The following is a 19,235-nucleotide window of genomic DNA, read 5'->3' as shown; positions in this document are numbered from 1 at the left end:
CAAATATATAATATTTTTTTTAGTGCTGAAAACCTTGGGGTATCTTTTGTTTGAATGAGTGTTATTTTTCACATTACTATATTTTGGTAGGGGGTATATTTAAAAAAAAGCAATTTTGAAGCTAAATAAAAACCAAATTGACAATGCTTTGTCTGGCTGTTTTTAGCCTGATATTTTCTATATTTGTGTTTTTAATTATAAAATTGATTATTAACAGTTTAAAAAATAGTCCATAATGTCAACATTACGTTTTCAAGCGTTGAAGGAAGCTTCTAATAGAAAAGCAATACATTTTGAAGAGACAAATAGAAAGTCAAGCATTTTTGGCTCTAATGTATTTAATGAAAAAGCCATGAAACAATATTTAACTTCAGATGCTTTTAAGGCGGTGCAGGGTGCTATTGAAAATGGAACGAAAATAGATAGAAAACTAGCCGATTATATTGCAATGGGTATGAAAGAGTGGGCACTTGCTAAAGGAGTTACTCATTATACACACTGGTTTCAACCTTTAACAGGAACTACTGCTGAAAAACACGATGCTTTTTTTGAAACTTCTTATGATGGAAGTGATCCGGTAGAAAAATTTGGAGGAGCACAATTAGTACAGCAGGAACCTGATGCTTCTAGTTTTCCTAACGGAGGAATTAGAAATACATTTGAAGCTCGTGGATATACAGCCTGGGATCCAACTTCTCCGGCATTTATATATGGTACCACTTTATGTATTCCTACCGTTTTTATTTCATATACAGGCGAAGCTTTAGATAATAAAATACCTTTATTAAGAGCTTTGGCAGTAATGGACGAAGCCGCTACTGAGGTTTGTCGTTATTTTGATAAAAATGTCAAAAAGGTTACTGCAACCTTAGGTTGGGAGCAGGAATATTTCCTTGTAGATAAATCTTTGGCACATTCCCGTCCTGACTTAATGATGACAGGAAGAACATTATTAGGACATACTTCGGCAAAAGGACAGCAGTTAGATGATCATTATTTTGGATCGATTCCTACGCGTGCTTTAATCTATATGCGTGATTTGGAGCAAGAGTGTATGCTATTAGGAATTCCGGTTAAAACCCGTCATAATGAGGTAGCGCCAAACCAATTTGAGTTGGCTCCAATTTTCGAAGAAACAAATCTGGCTGTAGATCATAACTGTCTTTTGATGGATATTATGCAAAAAGTAGCCGAGCGTCATGACTTTAAAGTATTGTTACACGAAAAACCATTTAAAGGAGTAAATGGTTCCGGAAAGCATAATAACTGGTCATTAGCAACTGATACTGGAGTAAATTTGTTGAGCCCAAGCAAAACGCCAATGAGTAATTTACAGTTTTTGACTTTCTTTATTAATACAATTAAAGCGGTAAATGATTACGAAGAATTACTACGCGCTTCGATTGCAACAGCTAGCAATGATCACCGTTTAGGTGCGAATGAAGCGCCGCCTGCAATTATTTCGGTATTTATTGGAGAGCAATTAACGAAAGTTTTGGCCGAATTAGAAAGTGTGACTACAGGGAAATTATCGCCAGAAGAAAAAACCGATTTAAAACTAAATGTAGTTGGTAAAATTCCGGAAGTAATTTTAGATAATACCGATAGAAACAGAACTTCGCCTTTTGCATTTACCGGAAATAAATTTGAATTTAGAGCGGTTGGATCTTCGGCAAACTGTTCGAATGCAATGACTACTTTAAATACGATTGTTGCAAAACAATTAAGAGATTTTAAAGTAGAAGTTGATGCTTTGATTGATTCGAAAGCAATGAAAAAAGACGATGCTATTTTTAATGTGTTGAGAGAATATATTAAGGTGTCGAAAGATATTCTTTTCGAAGGTGATGGTTATAGTGAAGCCTGGGAAAAAGAAGCTAAGAAAAGAGGCTTGAGTAACTTTAAAACTACTCCTGAAGCTTTGAAAGCAAGAGCTTCACAACGCGCATTGGATTTATTTTCTGAATTAGGAATTATGAATCATGTAGAGGTGGAAGCACGTTACGAAATAGAATTAGAAGAATATACTAAGAAAATCCAGATTGAAAGCAGGGTTTTAGGTGATATTTCGAAAAATCATGTGATTCCAACGGCTATTCGTTACCAAAATACTTTAATCGAAAATGTAAAAGGTTTGAAAGATATTTTCGGAAAAGAATTCGAATCAATTGCAAAAGAACAAATAGGATTGATTAAAGAAATTTCGACTCATATTGAAGGTATCAATGCCAAAGAGGAAGAAATGCGTAACGAAAGAAAAAATGCAAATGCTTTAGGAAATGCACAAAAAACTGCCGAAGCCTATTGCAATAAAGTAAAACCTTATTTTGAAGTAATTAGAAATCACTGTGATAAATTAGAATTGTTAGTAGATAATGAATTATGGACGCTAACTAAATACAGAGAGTTGTTGTTTACCAAATAATTATAAGTTAATGGTTGTGAGTTAGAGGTTATGGGCTGAGGGCTCCTGGCTTCTAACTTCTAACTTTTAATCTCTAACTTCTAAAAAATAATTATCTTTGCCGCAAAACCAAGTTGCTCTATTGCAGCTACACAATTACAATTCATGAGTTCAGATACTTCAAAAAGATATGCACAACGCGGTGTTTCGGCATCCAAAGAAGATGTACACAATGCTATAAAAAATATAGATAAAGGATTGTTTCCTCAGGCATTTTGTAAAATTGTCCCTGATTATCTAACCCAAGACGAAGATTATTGTCTTATTATGCATGCCGATGGAGCAGGAACCAAGTCTTCATTAGCATATATGTATTGGAAAGAAACAGGAGATATTTCTGTTTGGAAAGGTATCGCTCAGGATGCATTAATCATGAATATTGATGATTTATTGTGTGTAGGAGCAACTGATAATATCTTGCTTTCATCAACTATCGGAAGAAATAAAAATCTAATTCCTGCCGAAGTTATCTCAGCGATTATCAACGGAACCGAAGAATTAATTCAGGAATTGGCTTCTTTTGGCGTAAGCATTCATTCTACAGGTGGAGAAACTGCCGATGTAGGCGATATAGTTCGTACAATCATTGTGGATTCTACCGTTACGGCTCGCATGAAACGTTCTAAGGTAATCGATAATGCTAATATTCAGTCTGGTGATGTAATCGTTGGATTAGAATCTTTCGGTCAGGCTTCTTATGAAAAAAGCTATAATGGCGGAATGGGAAGTAACGGATTAACATCGGCTCGTCATGATGTTTTCGGTAAATATTTGGCAACAAAATACCCGGAAAGTTATGATGCTGCTGTTCCTGAAGAATTGATTTATTCAGGTCAGGTACAATTAACTGATGCGGTGGAAAATTCACCAATTGATGCCGGACAATTAGTGCTTTCTCCAACAAGAACTTATGCGCCAATTATCAAGAAAATTTTAGATAAATATTCGTCGAATGAAATTCACGGAATGGTTCACTGTAGTGGTGGAGCACAGACTAAAATTTTACATTTTGTAGACAATTTACATATTATAAAAGATAATTTGTTTCCGGTTCCTCCATTGTTCCAATTAATTCAGGAGCAATCAAAAACCGATTGGAAAGAAATGTATCAGGTTTTTAACTGCGGACATCGTATGGAATTATACGTTCCTGCTGAAGTTGCTGAAGATATTATTGCTATTTCAAAATCGTTCAATGTTAATGCACAAATTGTTGGTCGCGTTGAAGCTGCAGACAGTAAGAAATTAACAATTACCAGCGAATACGGAACTTACGAATATTAATTTTTTAGAGTTTCTAAGTTCCTAAGAAACTAAGTTGCTGAGATTTTTTATTTCAGTTGTATAGAATCTTAGTAACTCAGAACCTCAGAACCTTTGTAACTTAAAAAATGTACGAATTACTTTTTTGGAAATATTTAGAAGGTGTTTATTTAAACCATCAGGAGGTTTATGAAGCTATTGATGAGCAGAAAACTATTGAAGGTTTAGAAGAACTTCCTGTTACGGTTATAATGAACAGAATTGCTTCGGTATTTTCTAAATGGGAAAGAGTAGATGAGAACAGTTGGAAAAACAATAATGGAGTAGGAGCTTTTCAGGTAAAAACAACTCCTCAAACGGTTCAAATAGATTGTTACGGAACTGAAGGTAAAACAATGGATAAATTAGTAGATATTATGGAAGAATTCAAATGTCCACTTTTTGATCCACAAGTTCCAGCTCGTTACGACGAAATGTACGAAGAAGAATAAAATAAAAAAGCGTTAAGATATAAATGTTAACGCTTTTGTTTTATAAGAGAAAATTAATTTTTTACTTTTTCGAATCGCATTAAATTCAAACTAAATAAAATTACAATTAAGGTAACACCAACATCGGCAGCGATGGCTAAAGCTAAATTGCTATATCCAAAAAATGCAAGCAGAATAAATACTATTTTAGTGGCTATAGCTCCAAAAGTGTTGAACTTTATTTGTTTCATCGTTTTTTTACTCAATCGAATAAGAAACGGAATTAATGAAAGTTGGTCATTCATCAGGGCAATATTAGCCGTTTCTATAGCAGTGTCACTTCCTGCCGCTCCCATAGCTATTCCTACGGTGCTTAATGCCAGAGCAGGAGCATCATTGATTCCGTCACCTACCATAGCTACTTTGTCATATTGTTGTAAAAGTGCTTTTATTTCCTCTGATTTTTGTTCAGGAAGTAAGCCTCCAAAAACTTTTGAAATACCAACCTGTTTTGCCACATAATGAGCAGCTTTTTCGCTATCACCGGTAAGCATAATCACATCAATATTTTGTTCTTCCAATTCTTGTATTGCTACATAACTATCAGGTTTAATTTGGTCAGTTAAACCAATAATTCCTGCGACACCTTTTCCAAAACTGACAACCACACTCGTTTTTCCTTCGGTAGATAATTGTGCTACAATTTTTTCTACTTCGGGAGTTATTTCATGGTATTCTCTAATGAATTCCAGTTTTCCCACATGAACTGTATCTATTTCACAAACTGTACATTTTGCTGTTGCTCCTTTTCCTAAAATACTTTTGAAATCTTTAGCAGCATGAGGTTCGAAACCTTCTGCTTTACTGGCTGTAATAATGGCTTGTGCCAGGGGATGTTCTGAAAACATTTCGGCACCTGCGGTACAGGAGAGTAATTCTTTACGGCTGGTTCCTACAAGAGGAAAAACATCTGAAACTACTGGAGTTCCATAAGTAATTGTTCTGGTTTTGTCTACGGCGATAGCCTGAATTTCGGCTAAGGCTTCAATGTATTTTCCTCCTTTTACCAGAACACCTTTTGCGGAAGCGTTACCTATCGCAGCGTAAATCGCAACAGGAGTTGAGATAACTAAGGCACAAGGACAGGCAATAACTAAAAGTGTAACGGCCTGATTTAACCAATGATTAAAATCCTGACCCATCACAAAAACCGGAATGCTAAAAATTAAGATGGCTAATACAATAATAAGTGGAGTGTATAATCTTGAAAAGCGTTGGATAAATTTTTGGGTATCACTTTTGGCCGCATTGGCTTCAAAAGTGAGCTGGATGATTTTTGCAAAAGTGGTGTCGTTAGCAAGTTTAGTTGTGGCAATTTCGATAAAACCATTCGTATTTAATGTACCGGCAAAAACTTTATCTCCAACTTGCTTTTCTTTAGCAATAGGTTCACCAGTAATGGCAGATTCGTCAATTAGGGTTTCGCCAAAAGTAATTTTTCCGTCAAGAGGAATAATACTCCCCGGTTTGATTTGAATAATAGTATCTATTTCTATTTCGTCAAGTGGAATTTCTTTATTTACTGATTTTACAAGTGCTGTTTTAGGAACACTTTGGATTAACTTATCTAATGCTGATTTTGAATTTTCCAGTCCAATATCTTCCAGTCTTTCGCCTAAAACATATAGCACAATAACCACCGCAGCTTCAGAATATTGGCCTAAATACAAAGCAGCAATAACAGCAATGGTCATCAACAAATTGATACTGCTAAAATTGAATTTAATAAGTGATTGAAATCCGTTAAAAATTACCTCATGACCAATTCCGATAATGAATAAACAAAAAATATAAGGGGCATAAGACATAGGAAGATGAATTCCTAAAAGTGATAATATTTCTAATGTAACTACTATACTAACTGACAGCAATAAAAAAAGAAATTTTTTGTCTTTGAAAGGTAAGTCCATGATAATGATGGTTTTATTCGAAAAAATGTTTTAATATATTTTTATTTCGAATTTTTAGAGCAAAATCGCTTGTAATACTAGCATTGACATTATACACTAATTTACTAAAAAACCATCTTAACTAACGTGACTTTAATAAAACCTTAAGATTATATAGGCTAAAATGGTTCATGTTGTAAAAAAGTTTGCGAACTTTACCCAAAAATTAGAGACATGAAAATAAACCTTAAAAACGGAATTGATAAACTCATATTCGGGATGAAACAAAAAGATGTTGAGTCAGTTTATGGAAAGCCCGATAGAAATTATAAAGACGAAGATGAGAATGTAATTTTTGTTTATAATAAATTTAAAATGCGTTTGACTTTTTACAAAGACGAAGATTTTAAATTAGGATATGTTGTTGTTTCGAGTGCCAATTTAGAGTTATTTGGCAATAAATTAATTGGCAGAAATATTAAAGACGTTAAAAAAGATTTGGCTCAAAAGAGTATTTCTAAATTTACTCAGGAAGAATTTGATACTTTTGAAAATTATTTTAACGAAGACAATTGGCTATTATTTCAAACTGAATTTGAAGAAGTAGTAAAAGTTGAAGTTGGCGCCATAATTAATGATAAAGACGAATTTGAATGGAAATTTGGGAAGAAATAATTCCTGAATACTGATTATAAAATTAGAAGCCCTTTCACTATAATAAGACTGAAAGGGCTTTTTATTTGGTTAATAAATCATTTTATACTAATTTTTTTCAAGATCGATTTTTGATAAATCAACCAGATTTAGAAATGATTTGGTGTATTTATTAGCTATAGGCTCTAAGATTTCTTCTACGTTTGTTTTTCTGTTTTTCTTTATAAGTTTTGTTAAGTTCAAACTTATTTGTCTTTGAAAGCGCTTAAATTCACGATCAAATTTAGGATAATCTTCGGCTTTTAAGTTGTTTTTTTTCTCATTGAATGAGGTTTTTTCAATTAAACTTGCTTTGTGAATTAAGAATAGTTTTTCGCATTCTTCAGAAAAGAATTCTTGAATATTCATGCCTTAGTTTTTTTAAAAATATTTTGTAAACGATTAGTAAATAAGCTGAAAGAAGTTTGATCTTTTAAAAAGGATTCTGTTTCTTCTAAATTTGTTTTTTCGTTTTCTTTCTTCTTTTTCAAATGTTCAAACCAACCACCGTTTTCAGCAATTTTTTTTCCAAATTCGGTTAGATTACATTTGTTGTGTTCTATTTTGATGAGATTTTTTTTCTCCATGAGTTGGAAAAATTCGGTTATTTTTCCAAGTTTCTTTCCGTCTTTATCTTTAAATTCTGAGAATTTTAAAGAATGATTTTTCGATAAAAACAGTAACTCTAAATTAAGATCTATTATTTCATTAATGTGATAAAACATGGATTTATAAATTTGATATTTATAATTAGCTGTTTTTTCAGTGTTTAGGAAAATTGATAGTCAGCCTAAGTTTCTGAATGAATTAGTTTGTTTTTCAAATGTATAAAAATAAGTTTACTTAAAATAAGAAAAATTGTATTTTTTACAATTAATGTTGTGAGAAAATTTCTGGTGGGTGTTTTTTAGAATATCAGTAAGAACTTATAAAAAAAATCCGACTGCTCAGGACAGTCGGATTAGTATTTTGAATTTTATGTCTTTTAGTTTTGCTTGTCGAAAATTTCGATTTCGAAAATTAAGGTGGCATTTGGAGGAATTACTCCGCCAGCTCCAGCTTCGCCATAGGCTAATTTAGCAGGAATAAAAGCAATGATTTTATCTCCAAAAGAAAGTAAATTGATAGCTTCTATAAATCCCGGAATCATACCGTCTTTTTTACCTATTTCAAAAGGAAAAGGATTATAACCACCTTGTACAAATCGTCTTTCGTCATATTTTCCATAAGATTTAGCAACTTCAGTAAGACTACTGTCAAATAAATTACCATCTTCGAAAAAACCTGAATAATGAAAATATACTGTAGTTCCGGCAGCAGGTTTAACAGCCATTCCTTTTTTTACTATTTTGTAAACTAATCCAGATGGAGTGGTGGTTGCAGTTGCTTTTTCATTACTGAAATAAGCCATTTTTTCAGCAACTAAAGCGGCTGTTTTTTCTTTTTGAATTCGCTCGGCTTCAGCTTTTGCTTCCGCTTCTTTTTTCTCTTCTTGCTCTTTATTGTTGTAATAGTTAGCAAAAACTTTCTCGGCTTTGAATTTTTTAGCCATTGTACCTTTTTGAGTAATGGTAATATTTTTAATTACATCATCTTGTGCAATTTTGTTCACTACGTCCATTCCTTCAACAACATGTCCAAAAATAGTGTGTTTCCCATTTAACCAAGGAGTTTCTTTGTGTGTAATAAAAAATTGACTTCCATTGGTTTTTGGACCGGAATTAGCCATTGCTAAAATTCCTCTCTTGTCAAATTTAAGTTCAGGAATAAACTCGTCTTTAAAACTATAACCTGGTCCTCCGGCTCCTGTTCCTTGCGGATCTCCACCTTGTATCATAAAATCACTAATTACCCTATGAAATTTTAATCCATCGTAAAAAGGTTTTTTTTGTAATTTTTTATCGGTAACAAATTCGTTTTTACCCTGAGCAAGACTAATAAAATTGGCTACTGTAACAGGTGCTTTTTGAAAATCTAACGCTAGTACAATTGCTCCTTTATTAGTAGTAATAGTAGCAAAAATTCCGTCTTGTTTAATTGAGGTTTTAGGAGTTGCTTTTTTGACTGTTTTTTTTGAAGTTTCTTGTGCCTGAACTGTCAGCAAAGCAAAAAAGGCTAAAAATAATATTCTGAATTTCATTTTTATAATATATTCTAAGGTTATTTAATAAACTATTGTGGCTGGATTAATTCGATTTCGAAAATGATATTTGCATAAGGAGGAACCACATTTCCGGCTCCGCCTGCTCCATAAGCTAAATGCGAAGGAATAAATAATACTGCTTTGTCTCCAAAAGACATTTTATCAAGACCTTCAATAAATCCAGGAATTAAACCATCTCTTTTTCCTATTTGAAAAGGAATAGTTTGATAACCTCCTTGTTGCGCTCTGTTAGAATCAAATTTTCCAAAAGTTTGTGCAACACTTTCTAAACTGGTGTCAAAAAGCTGTCCGTTTTCAAGAAAGCCTGCGTAATGAATGTTCACAATAGTGCCATTTGCTGGTTTTTTTCCACTTCCTTTTTTTGTAATACTATATTTTAATCCGGAAGCTGTTTTGGTACTTTTATCTTTTAGACTTTCAAAAAATGCTAATTTATCCTGAATTACTTTCGCATATTTAGCATCATATTCCTGTTGCTTTTTTGCTTCAAGTGCTAGTGCTGCTTTCTTGTTTTTTGCTTCAACAGAAAAATAATCAAAGAAAGTTTTTACAGCATTGAATTTTTTAGCAGCTTCGCCTTTTCGAATAATAGTAATCGATTTGATAACATCATCCTGCTCAATTTTATTTACCACTTCCATTCCGTTGTCAACCACATGACCAAAAATAGTATGTTTATTATCTAACCATGGTGTAGGTACATGGGTAATGAAAAACTGACTGCTATTTGTTGCCGGACCATTATTAGCCATTGCTAAAAGTCCGCCTTTGTCAAAAATTAAATCACTAAACTCATCTTTAAATTTATAGCCTGTATCTCCTGATCCTGTTCCTTCGGGATCTCCTGTTTGAATCATGAAATCTTTAATGACACGGTGAAATTTCAAGCCATCATAAAAAGGACGTCCTTTTAGATAATCTTCGGCAACAAATTCATTTTTTCCTTCGGCAAGTGTAACAAAGTTTGCTACTGTAATAGGAGCTTTTTTATAATCTAATTCCAGAAAAATGTTTCCTTTATTCGTTTCGATTTTAGCATACAAACCATCAGCTAAATTGCTGTTTTCTTCTTTACATGAATAAAGAGTAGTAATAAGAAGCAATACAAACAGAATATTTTTTTTCATAATTGTTTCAATGTTAAACTTATTGTTCTAAAGTGTCTTGAGTTGTAGTTTTAGGTTTCGAGAGAACTCTTTTTGTTTTTTTTACACTGTCCTGAACAGTTGTTCTATTTAATTCCAGTTCTTTCTTATAAACACTTTCGGGTTTAAAATCATTTAGAGTTATTGTACAAATTAAAGGCTGGTTAGGACCAATTTTTTTATTGTCACCATGATAACCATAAGCTATATGAGAAGGGAAATAGAAATTTACTCTTTCGTTTTTACGCATCAGTTTAATACCATCGCGTATTCCAGTCATGATTTCCTGTTTGTCTACCCGATACACCTGACTTCTTAATTCTACTTCAGAATAAATAGTGTTGCCATTAAGGTCTTTTAGTTCGTAGTTAAAGAAAGCTACATCTCCTTTTTTAGGTGTCAGTGTATCAATATCGTTTTTAATTTCATAAGAATACCAATAACCTTTTGGCGAAGCGAAATAGCTGATTTTTGGATTCTTTTTCATTAAGGCTTTGATTAAATCTTCATCAGAAGCATTCAATTTTTTGTTTCTTTCGACAGATTTCTTCATAAAAACTCCAGAAGTGTTCGAAACAGGACGGCGTGCTTCCTGGTGTTGTACACAACTTGTAAAAAGAAAACATAACAGACCACTTATAAGAATAAATCGGATGGTTTTCATGATGCTATAGCGTTAGATTTTTAACTAAAGTTTCAAATTTATTAATAGTTTCTTCCATCGAAGTTAGCGATTTTCCTCCGGCAGCATTACGATGTCCTCCGCCGTTAAAATGTTCTCTTGCAAATTCATTCACATCAAATCCACCTTGAGAACGGAAAGATATTTTGATGATTTTTTCGTCTTTATTTTCGATAAATATAGCCGTAAATAGAATTCCTTTAATGCTTAAACCATAATTTACAATGCCTTCAGTATCTCCTTTTACATAATTAAAACTATTTAGTTCCTCTTGCGTAAGTGTAATGTATGAGGTTTTGTGTTCTGGTATAACTTTTAAATTTTGCAATGCTTTACCTAATAATTGCAATCTGTTATAAGAACTATTGTCAAAAAGTAAATTAGGAATCTGAGTGTTTTCTACCCCTAAATCAATCAGTTCGGCTACAATTCTATGCGTGTTTCCTGTTGTATTTGGGAATCTGAAAGAACCTGAATCAGTTAAAATTCCGGTGTAAATACAAGTTCCAATAGTTTTGTCAATTTGGTCTTTTTTATCAAAAAATGAAATGAAATTATAGACCATTTCGCAGGTAGAACCAAAACTGGTATCAGAATAAATATAAGTTGCATAATCATCAGGTTTTTGATGATGATCAATCATTATATAAGTAGTTTCAAGAGTTTCTAATACTTTTTCCATTTCGCCTACGCGATGAAAAGCATTAAAATCAAGTGTAAAAACAATATCGGCTTCCTTTAATATTTTAGTACAGTTTTCCTGATCTTTTTCGAATACTTGAACTGTTTCTGATCCAGGAAGCCAGGCTAAAAAATCCGGAAATTCATTTGGAGAAATTACAGTAGTCTGATGATTATTTTTTATTAAAAAATGGTAAAGTCCTAAAGTAGACCCCATAGCATCACCGTCAGGATTTCTGTGAGGAATAATGGCAATTTTTTTTGGCGTAGCCAATAAGGATTGTATCGCTTGTATATCTTGTATTTTCATAGTTTGCGAATTTACATTTTTTTAGTGTAAACTATGAAATCATTTAAAAATTAACTTCTTTTTTACAACTTACAAATACCTGAGTTTAGCTGTTTTCAACTTTTCGTATAAATGGTATTTTACTCCTTTTACATTTTGCGAATGATAAATTCCTATGTAACCTGAAGATAAGTAGGCAATAAAACAGGCAATGCCAATGAAAACAGCACTTTCGATGCCAAAAAGTTCAATTCCCATAATAGTACAGGCAATTGGTGTGTGTGTCGCTCCCGAAAATACAGCTACAAATCCCATTCCTGTTAAAAGCGCAATGGGCAACGGAATAAAAACAGATAAAGCACTTCCTAATGTAGCACCAACGAAAAATAATGGAGTTACTTCGCCTCCTTTAAAGCCTGCTCCTAAAATAAAACCCGTAGCAAGAATTTTAAGTAGGAAATCGTAATATTCGCTTGGTTTATGAAAAGCTTCTACTATTGAGGGAATTCCTAATCCCATAAATTGAGTTGCACTAAAAGGATAAACGATTAATGCAAAAATGATTCCGCCTACATAAGGTCGTAACGGAGGATAGGATATGTGTTTTTTGAATAATGAAGCCCAAAAATGCGTGCTTTTTGAGAAGAGCATTGCTGCTAAACCAAATAAAATTCCAGATGGGATAATCCAGAATAAATTTTCGAAACTTAGTTTAGGTACCCAATTAATAACATAAACGGTATGATTGACTCCCCAAATTTCAACAGTATAATAAGCGAAAAAAGCCGCTACGAAAGATAAAATGCTGCTTTTAAAGCTGATTTTCGAACAATAAAGAACTTCCAGCGCAAAAACAGCTCCGGCTAATGGTGTCCCAAAAACAGATGCAAACCCAGCGCTGATTCCTAAAATGATTAGTGTTTTTCTATCTGTTGGATTTAGTTTGAATATATTAGTAAATTGATCTGCAATTGCGCCACCCATTTGCACTGCTGTTCCTTCACGACCAGCCGAACCTCCAAAAAGATGGGTAATAATAGTTCCAAAAAGTACTAATGGAGCCATTTTAAACGGAATTGTTTTTTTAGGATTTTGGTATTCGTCTAATAAAAGATTGTTTCCTTTAACAACATCTTTTCCATAATACTGGTAGAGAAATCCTATTACTAATCCGCCTACAGGTAAAAACCAAATAAGCCAAATTTGCTGTGCTCTAAGTTTTGCAGCCCATTCGAGAGCAACTAATAAAAAAGCGGAAGCTGATCCTGAAAAAAAGCCTATTAAAGTACAAATTAGAATCCATTTACAGGATAATAGTATTATTTTTTTTAAATCCATAGGGGCGTGTAGGATAATTGTATGCTATTCGAGCGCAACAAAAGCTATTTAATGACTTTTATTGCGCTCGAAAAAATAATTTCAAGAATTAAAATTATTCTGCAAGAACTGCAGTCAATTCAATTTCAACAAGGTATTCTGGGGCTACTAATTGATTGATTCCGTAAAAACCAGTTGTAGGTTTTACATCTTTAAAAAAATGTGCGTGAGCTGTTGCAACTGCTTCAAATGTAGTAACATCAGTGGTGAAAATACGAGTACGAATTACATCTTTCATACTTGCATTTAAATCTTCAAGTACTTTTTCTACTCTTTCTAAAATGTTTAAAGTTTGAGCATGAGCGTCATCTGCTTTTACTTTATCACCGTCAACGATAGCTACAGTTCCTGAAACTTCAATAATATTTCCAATACGGACAGCACGACAATATCCCATTTTGTCTTCCCATGGCGATCCTGTTAAGATGTTTTCTCTTTTCATTTTTATGTAATTAATTGTATTATAGAGGAGTGAGCCTCTGTTTTAGTTCTTAAAAAATTTTTTGCAATTTATAAAAAATACCACAATAAAAAACATCGATTAGGATAAACTCAAATTGTATTTTTTTGATTTTTGACAGCTGCTTTTTTACAATAAAATCATAACTTTATTGTTATCTATTAGGAATAAGTTTGAAAAAGTCGTTTTTTTGAACATAGTTTTTTAATTAAAAAGATACAAAGATGAATAAATATTTAAATTTTAAAGGTCAGGTTTTTATTTTAGGTTTAATGTTTGGAATGCTGTCTACAGCACATTCTCAGGAAGAATTTAAAACTGATATTAAGGTAAAAGCAGCTCCTGCAAAAAAGAAAGAAGTAAAAGAAGTTAAGGTGAAAGATGTTAAATTTTCTAACGAAGATTTTAATAAAATTAAAGCCTATGAAGTACAAGGATTAGATAAAAACGATTATGTAGTTCCTAAAAAAGAAGATTATGATGCTGAAAAATTAGCCAAAAGAGATCAGGATTTAGGTACTTTTAAAACAAGTTCAGGAACAGCTAAAGTAAGTTACCGTGATGCCGCTTATGTTGATGGTGATAAGGTTAGAGTATATGTAAACTATGTAATTGTTGAACCGGAAGTACTTTTAAGTGGCGAAGAGCAAGGATTCAATATTCCATTGCAAAAAGGGATCAATCGTATTGATTTTGAAGCACTAAATGAAGGTTTTGCCGCACCCAATACAGCCGAATTTAAAATTTTTGATGATAACGGAGCGGTGATTTCTTCTAATCAATGGAATATTGCTCAGGGATATAAGGCAACAGTTATATTAGAGAAAGAATAATTTGAGGTTTTAGATTTTCTTTTTGGTTAAAATTTCTTTAATCTTCATTTAGGGTTTTGTTTTATAAAATGAAAGCTTGGTATATTTGTTGATACTTAGGATTATTAATAAAACAAAATGAAATTAATATGAAGCAGTTTTTGTTATTTATAATGATGTGTTTTGGATTTAGCAGCTATGCTCAGAGTGAGTTTGGTGGCACTAAATTCACGCCAATCGCACCATTAAATACGAATAAAGTTGCACCTAAGAAAGTAACGCCTGCAACTACTACAGAAGCTCCTTTGATTAAAGCACCGGATCTTTTTAAAAAGCCAGATGTTGTTTTGCCTTCGAGTTCAAAATATCACATTGGAGAAGAAACAAAGTCTTTTTCGATGGAACAAACAAATGATTTTGTTAATCCGGGAGACAGAGTTAGGGATAAGATGAATGAAAGTGTGAGCAGGTCGTTGATTGCAAATGGACTAAAAGAAGATGACTCTTATATTAGTAAAAAAGACGTCGATTTTGGTGTTATTCGAACAAAGTCCGATTTTTTAATAGTTAAGATTCGTGATTATGGCGCTATCGATGGCGATTTAATTCAGGCGAATTCAATACATGATTACCATACTACAATTTTGGCTCACAGTTTAATGCTTGGAGCTGGTTTTGATGATATTAGGGTAAATTTGAAAGACGGCTTGAATTATTTAGAATTAATTGCGCTAAACAGAGGCCGTTTAGGGGGAAATACAGGAAATTTTGAAATATATGATCAACAGGGCAAATTGTTGATTACTAATTATTGGGATAATATTGATAAAGGTGTAAAATCAAAATTTACCTTTATAAAGGAATAAAAACTAATACGTTGACTGTGCTGTTTTTTGAAAATAAAAAGGACTAAAAATGGAGCGTAAAAAAAATGAAAAATTTCAAAAATCCATTTTTCCATTTCAAATTTAAAAAGTAATTTTGCGCCCATGCAACACAACGTACTTATTTTAGATTTCGGATCGCAATACACTCAGCTTATTGCGCGTAGAGTTCGCGAATTAAATATATTCTGCGAAATTTTCCCATACAATAATATCCCTTCGGATTTATCAAGTTATAAAGCCGTTATTTTAGGAGGAAGTCCATTTTCTGTTCGTGCAGAAGATGCTCCACATCCTGATTTATCTCAAATTAGAGGGAAATTGCCAATGCTTGCCGTGTGTTACGGAGCGCAATATTTATCTCACTTTAGTGGAGGAGAAGTTGCGGCGTCTAACACTAGAGAATACGGTAGAGCCAACTTGTCTTTTATTAAAGAAGGTGAGGTTTTCTTTGAAGGAGTTTCTCCAAACAGTCAGGTTTGGATGAGTCATAGTGATAGTATAAAGTCTTTGCCAACTAATGGTGTAAAACTAGCAAGTACACACGATGTGGAATTTGCAGCTTACAAAATTGAAGGCGAAACAACTTATGCAATTCAATACCACCCGGAAGTATATCATTCTACTGATGGGAAACAAATGTTAGAGAACTTTTTAGTGAAAATCGCTCAGGTTCCTCAAAATTTTACGCCAAATGCTTTCGTTGAAGAAATCGTGGCTGAAATGAAAGAGAAAATAGGAAACGACAAAGTAGTTCTTGGACTTTCTGGAGGAGTAGATTCGACTGTGGCGGCAGTTTTATTGAACAAAGCAATCGGGAAAAACCTGTATTGTATTTTTGTAAATAATGGTTTGCTTCGTAAAAATGAGTTCGAAAGTGTATTGAATCAATACGAAGGAATGGGCTTGAATGTAAAAGGAGTAGATGCTTCTCAACGTTTTTACGATGCCTTAGCCGGAGTTACTGATCCGGAGAAAAAAAGAAAAGCCATCGGAAATGCTTTTATCGAAGTTTTTGATGATGAGTCACATAAAATTGAAGACGTAACCTGGTTAGCTCAGGGAACCATTTATCCTGATGTTATCGAATCAGTTTCTGTAAAAGGACCATCGGCAACCATTAAATCACATCACAATGTGGGAGGTTTGCCTGATTATATGAAATTAAAAATTGTGGAGCCTTTGCGTATGCTTTTTAAAGATGAAGTACGTAGAGTAGGAGCAAGTTTAGGAATTGATCCGGAATTATTAGGAAGACATCCTTTCCCAGGACCAGGATTGTCAATTAGAATTTTAGGAGATATTACGTTAGAAAAAGTACAAATTTTACAAGATGTGGATAAAGTTTTTATCGACGGATTAAAATCTTGGGGATTGTATGATAAAGTTTGGCAGGCGGGAGCAATTTTGCTTCCTGTAAATAGTGTTGGGGTTATGGGTGACGAGCGTACTTATGAAAAAGTAGTGGCACTTCGTGCTGTAGAATCTACTGACGGTATGACTGCTGACTGGGTTCATTTGCCTTATGATTTCTTAATGAAAGTATCTAATGATATTATCAACAAAGTAAAAGGTGTGAATCGTGTTGTTTATGATATTAGTTCAAAACCACCTGCAACAATTGAGTGGGAATAATAGAAACTTTGTAATAAATGTTTCTTAGTTATTATAAAAACGGTATCAGATTTTAGAATAAAATTTGGTACCGTTTTCTTATCTTTAGTATATAATTTTTTAAATAAAAATAATCGAATGAAGTATTTTTTTGCAATTTGGATTCCTGTTTTACTGTTTGCCAATGTCATTTTTGCGCAAGAAACAATAACTCATAAAGTAGAGCGAGGAGAAACAATTACTGAGATAGCTAAAAAATATCAGGTGACTCCGTATGATATTTATAAACTGAATCCTGATGCTCAGGAAAAATTAAAACCCAGAATGGTGCTTTTAATTCCTTCAAAAGTCGGAGCTAAAGTAGTTAGTCAAAGTCAGACAGAAATTACACATAAGGTTTTGCCTAAAGAAACCTTATACGGAATTGAAAAAAAATACAATGTTAGTGATGCTGATTTGAAAAAAGCAAATCCGTTTTTAGAGACAGATGGTTTACAGATTGATCAGATTTTGGTTATCCCATCAAAGAATAAAAAAGTATTTTCATCAGAAAAAGCAGTTTACCATGATGTTGTTGCTAAAGAAACAAAGTATTCAATTGCTAAAAAATACGGAATTACTATTGCTGAATTAGAAAAGAAAAATCCGGAAATTGTTCCTGGTTTAACGCAGGGGTCTCGTTTGTTGATTAAAGGAAAACCAGAAGTGTCTCAAAAAGAATCTACTGCTACGGTTAAAAAATATGCGACTTATGAAGTGAAGCCTAAAGAAACTTTATATAGTTTGTCTAAAATGTTTAATCTGAGTCAGGATGATTTAGTGATTTTGAATCCAGAACTTAAAAACGGTGTTGAGATAGGAATGCTTTTAAAAGTTCCTACTGATAAAGTATTTACAAATGTTTCTGAGAACAAAGTTTATTCTGATTTGTCTGCAAAAAATAATTCTGGTGATCGTAAAAAAATAGCCTTGCTTTTACCTTTTAATGTTTCTCGAGTAGAAAAAGATACGGTTAATTCAGTAGTAGCACGATTAAAAAAGGACAAGTTTTTAAACATGACTTTAGACTTTTATTCTGGCGCATTAATGGCTATAGATTCGGCTAAAACGTTAGGATTGCCTATTGATGTTAGTATTTTTGATTCGCAGGAAACAAAATACAATTCGAATATTGCTGCTATTGTAAATGATAATAAATTACAAACGGCAGATGTGGTTATTGGACCTTTTTATCAGAATAATGCTGAGGCAGCTGCCCGTTTACTGACCAATTATAAAGTTCCTGTGATTTCGCCTTTATCGAAAGATGAAGGAAATCCGATAGCTAATTTATATGAAGCTGTTCCAACTAATGATTTTCTGAAAAATAAAATGTTTGATTTCATGCGTTCTAAAAAAGGAAATATACTAGCTGTTGTTGATAAAAAGAAAGGTTCTTCTATTCAGTATTTAAAACAAAATCAGCCGGATGTTAAATTGGTTCCGTTGACAGATGCTGGAACTCTTTCGGCAGAAAGTTTAAAAAGTATGCTGGTTTCGGGTAAAATGAATTATGTAGTGATGGAAACTGGAAATACCTTGATGATTAAAACAACTATTGCTGCAATGATAAGCGCGATGTCAAGTTATCAGGTGCAATTAGTGATATTGGAACCAAATGAAACATTAGATACTGATGAAATTAGTTTTGCTAATTTGGTAAAACTAAAATTAATGTATCCTTCGGTTAGCAAAGAAGATAATTCTGCAGAAACAAATGCTTTTGAAAATAAATTCAGAAAAATAAATTCGATTACTCCAAGTGATTACGCTGTGAGAGGATTTGATGTTACATTTGATACGATGATGCGTTTAATGCAAAATAAATCATTCGAAGAAACAATTAATTCTACCTCTACGCAACAAGTTAGGAGCAAGTTTGAATACTATAAAAAAGAGGGTGGAGGATATGCAAATAAAGGTGTGTATATCTTATACTACGATAGTGATTTGACTGTAAAAGTAGCCAACTAAGTTTTTGTTTTTAATGGATAATAATCAAAAACAACTTATAAAATTAGCGCATACTAAAATGCCTTTTGGGAAATATGAAGGCCGATTCCTGATTGATTTACCTGAATATTATGTGGTTTGGTATCACAATAAAGGATTTCCAAAAGGGGAATTAGGTGAGCAATTAAAACTAGTTTATGAATTAAAACTAAATGGTTTAGAAGAATTGATAAGAAATATCAAAAAAAGATACCCAAAACCTCATTGAATTATAAATTTAATGAGGTTTTTATTTA

At 32.9% G+C, this 19,235-nt stretch carries 18 protein-coding genes; 9 read left to right on the top strand and 9 right to left on the bottom strand.

Annotated elements, in window-relative coordinates; genetic code table 11:
* The first annotated feature begins 235 nt into the window (after positions 1-235).
* The 3 genes from FEM21_RS04460 to FEM21_RS04450 all read left to right on the top strand — a co-directional run bounded on the left by FEM21_RS04460 (position 236) and on the right by FEM21_RS04450 (position 4,218).
* Positions 236-2,425: a glutamine synthetase III family protein gene (locus tag FEM21_RS04460; protein WP_035658304.1), complete on the top strand. Its 2,190-nt coding sequence runs from the start codon at positions 236-238 to the stop codon at positions 2,423-2,425.
* 144 nt (positions 2,426-2,569) lie between these two features.
* Complete coding sequence (locus FEM21_RS04455; protein ID WP_035658302.1) at positions 2,570-3,748, top strand: AIR synthase related protein; 1,179 nt, start codon at positions 2,570-2,572, stop codon at positions 3,746-3,748.
* 107 nt (positions 3,749-3,855) lie between these two features.
* A complete protein-coding gene (locus FEM21_RS04450; RefSeq protein WP_035658300.1) occupies positions 3,856-4,218 on the top strand; it encodes a hypothetical protein in 363 nt (120 codons plus the stop codon).
* A gap of 53 nt (positions 4,219-4,271) precedes the next feature.
* On the opposite strand, the gene FEM21_RS04445 is transcribed toward FEM21_RS04450, so the two are convergent.
* Positions 4,272-6,167 (bottom strand): heavy metal translocating P-type ATPase, encoded by a 1,896-nt coding sequence (locus tag FEM21_RS04445; RefSeq protein WP_035658297.1) that lies wholly within the window; start codon positions 6,165-6,167, stop codon positions 4,272-4,274.
* A gap of 213 nt (positions 6,168-6,380) precedes the next feature.
* Between FEM21_RS04445 and FEM21_RS04440 the strand changes: the two genes are divergently transcribed.
* Entirely contained in the window at positions 6,381-6,821 is a 441-nt protein-coding gene (locus tag FEM21_RS04440; RefSeq protein WP_035658296.1) for a hypothetical protein, read from the top strand.
* An 87-nt stretch (positions 6,822-6,908) separates the two neighbouring features.
* Here the strand turns inward: FEM21_RS04440 and FEM21_RS04435 are convergent, their stop codons facing one another.
* The 8 genes from FEM21_RS04435 to FEM21_RS04400 all read right to left on the bottom strand — a co-directional run bounded on the left by FEM21_RS04435 (position 6,909) and on the right by FEM21_RS04400 (position 13,619).
* On the bottom strand, positions 6,909-7,208 hold the full coding sequence (locus tag FEM21_RS04435; protein WP_035658293.1) for a hypothetical protein: 300 nt from the start codon (positions 7,206-7,208) through the stop codon (positions 6,909-6,911).
* Entirely contained in the window at positions 7,205-7,564 is a 360-nt protein-coding gene (locus tag FEM21_RS04430; protein ID WP_035658291.1) for a hypothetical protein, read from the bottom strand. Before FEM21_RS04430 ends, FEM21_RS04435 begins: the two co-directional genes overlap by 4 nt.
* Positions 7,565-7,824: 260 nt before the next feature.
* On the bottom strand, positions 7,825-8,979 hold the full coding sequence (locus tag FEM21_RS04425; protein ID WP_035658288.1) for a peptidylprolyl isomerase: 1,155 nt from the start codon (positions 8,977-8,979) through the stop codon (positions 7,825-7,827).
* A 32-nt stretch (positions 8,980-9,011) separates the two neighbouring features.
* Complete coding sequence (locus tag FEM21_RS04420) at positions 9,012-10,130, bottom strand: peptidylprolyl isomerase (RefSeq protein ID WP_035658286.1); 1,119 nt, start codon at positions 10,128-10,130, stop codon at positions 9,012-9,014.
* A 19-nt stretch (positions 10,131-10,149) separates the two neighbouring features.
* Positions 10,150-10,812 (bottom strand): gliding motility-associated peptidyl-prolyl isomerase GldI, encoded by a 663-nt coding sequence (gene gldI / locus FEM21_RS04415; RefSeq protein WP_035658285.1) that lies wholly within the window; start codon positions 10,810-10,812, stop codon positions 10,150-10,152.
* Between the two features lie 4 nt (positions 10,813-10,816).
* On the bottom strand, positions 10,817-11,821 hold the full coding sequence (locus FEM21_RS04410) for a DHH family phosphoesterase (protein WP_035658281.1): 1,005 nt from the start codon (positions 11,819-11,821) through the stop codon (positions 10,817-10,819).
* A gap of 69 nt (positions 11,822-11,890) precedes the next feature.
* Positions 11,891-13,138 (bottom strand): voltage-gated chloride channel family protein, encoded by a 1,248-nt coding sequence (locus FEM21_RS04405; RefSeq protein ID WP_035658278.1) that lies wholly within the window; start codon positions 13,136-13,138, stop codon positions 11,891-11,893.
* A 94-nt stretch (positions 13,139-13,232) separates the two neighbouring features.
* Positions 13,233-13,619: a RidA family protein gene (locus FEM21_RS04400; RefSeq protein WP_035658276.1), complete on the bottom strand. Its 387-nt coding sequence runs from the start codon at positions 13,617-13,619 to the stop codon at positions 13,233-13,235.
* A 242-nt stretch (positions 13,620-13,861) separates the two neighbouring features.
* Between FEM21_RS04400 and FEM21_RS04395 the strand changes: the two genes are divergently transcribed.
* The 5 genes from FEM21_RS04395 (at position 13,862) to FEM21_RS04375 (ending at position 19,207) form a co-directional block, all read left to right on the top strand.
* The gene (locus FEM21_RS04395) at positions 13,862-14,470 is read left to right on the top strand and encodes a hypothetical protein (RefSeq protein ID WP_035658275.1); all 609 of its coding nucleotides are present in this window, start codon (positions 13,862-13,864) and stop codon (positions 14,468-14,470) included.
* A 128-nt stretch (positions 14,471-14,598) separates the two neighbouring features.
* Positions 14,599-15,315, top strand: a complete 717-nt coding sequence (locus tag FEM21_RS04390) for a hypothetical protein (RefSeq protein WP_035658273.1) — start codon at positions 14,599-14,601, stop codon at positions 15,313-15,315.
* A gap of 123 nt (positions 15,316-15,438) precedes the next feature.
* Positions 15,439-16,968 (top strand): glutamine-hydrolyzing GMP synthase, encoded by a 1,530-nt coding sequence (gene guaA / locus FEM21_RS04385; protein ID WP_035658270.1) that lies wholly within the window; start codon positions 15,439-15,441, stop codon positions 16,966-16,968.
* A 117-nt stretch (positions 16,969-17,085) separates the two neighbouring features.
* The gene (locus FEM21_RS04380; protein WP_035658268.1) at positions 17,086-18,960 is read left to right on the top strand and encodes a PBP1 and LysM peptidoglycan-binding domain-containing protein; all 1,875 of its coding nucleotides are present in this window, start codon (positions 17,086-17,088) and stop codon (positions 18,958-18,960) included.
* A gap of 13 nt (positions 18,961-18,973) precedes the next feature.
* Positions 18,974-19,207, top strand: a complete 234-nt coding sequence (locus FEM21_RS04375) for a DUF3820 family protein (protein ID WP_035658266.1) — start codon at positions 18,974-18,976, stop codon at positions 19,205-19,207.
* Positions 19,208-19,235: the final 28 nt, after the last annotated feature.

This window comes from Flavobacterium seoulense (assembly GCF_000695795.1).
Taxonomy (GTDB): domain Bacteria; phylum Bacteroidota; class Bacteroidia; order Flavobacteriales; family Flavobacteriaceae; genus Flavobacterium; species Flavobacterium seoulense.
The sequence above is the reverse complement of the archived record's forward strand: the minus strand, read 5'-3'. Positions and strand labels throughout refer to the sequence as shown.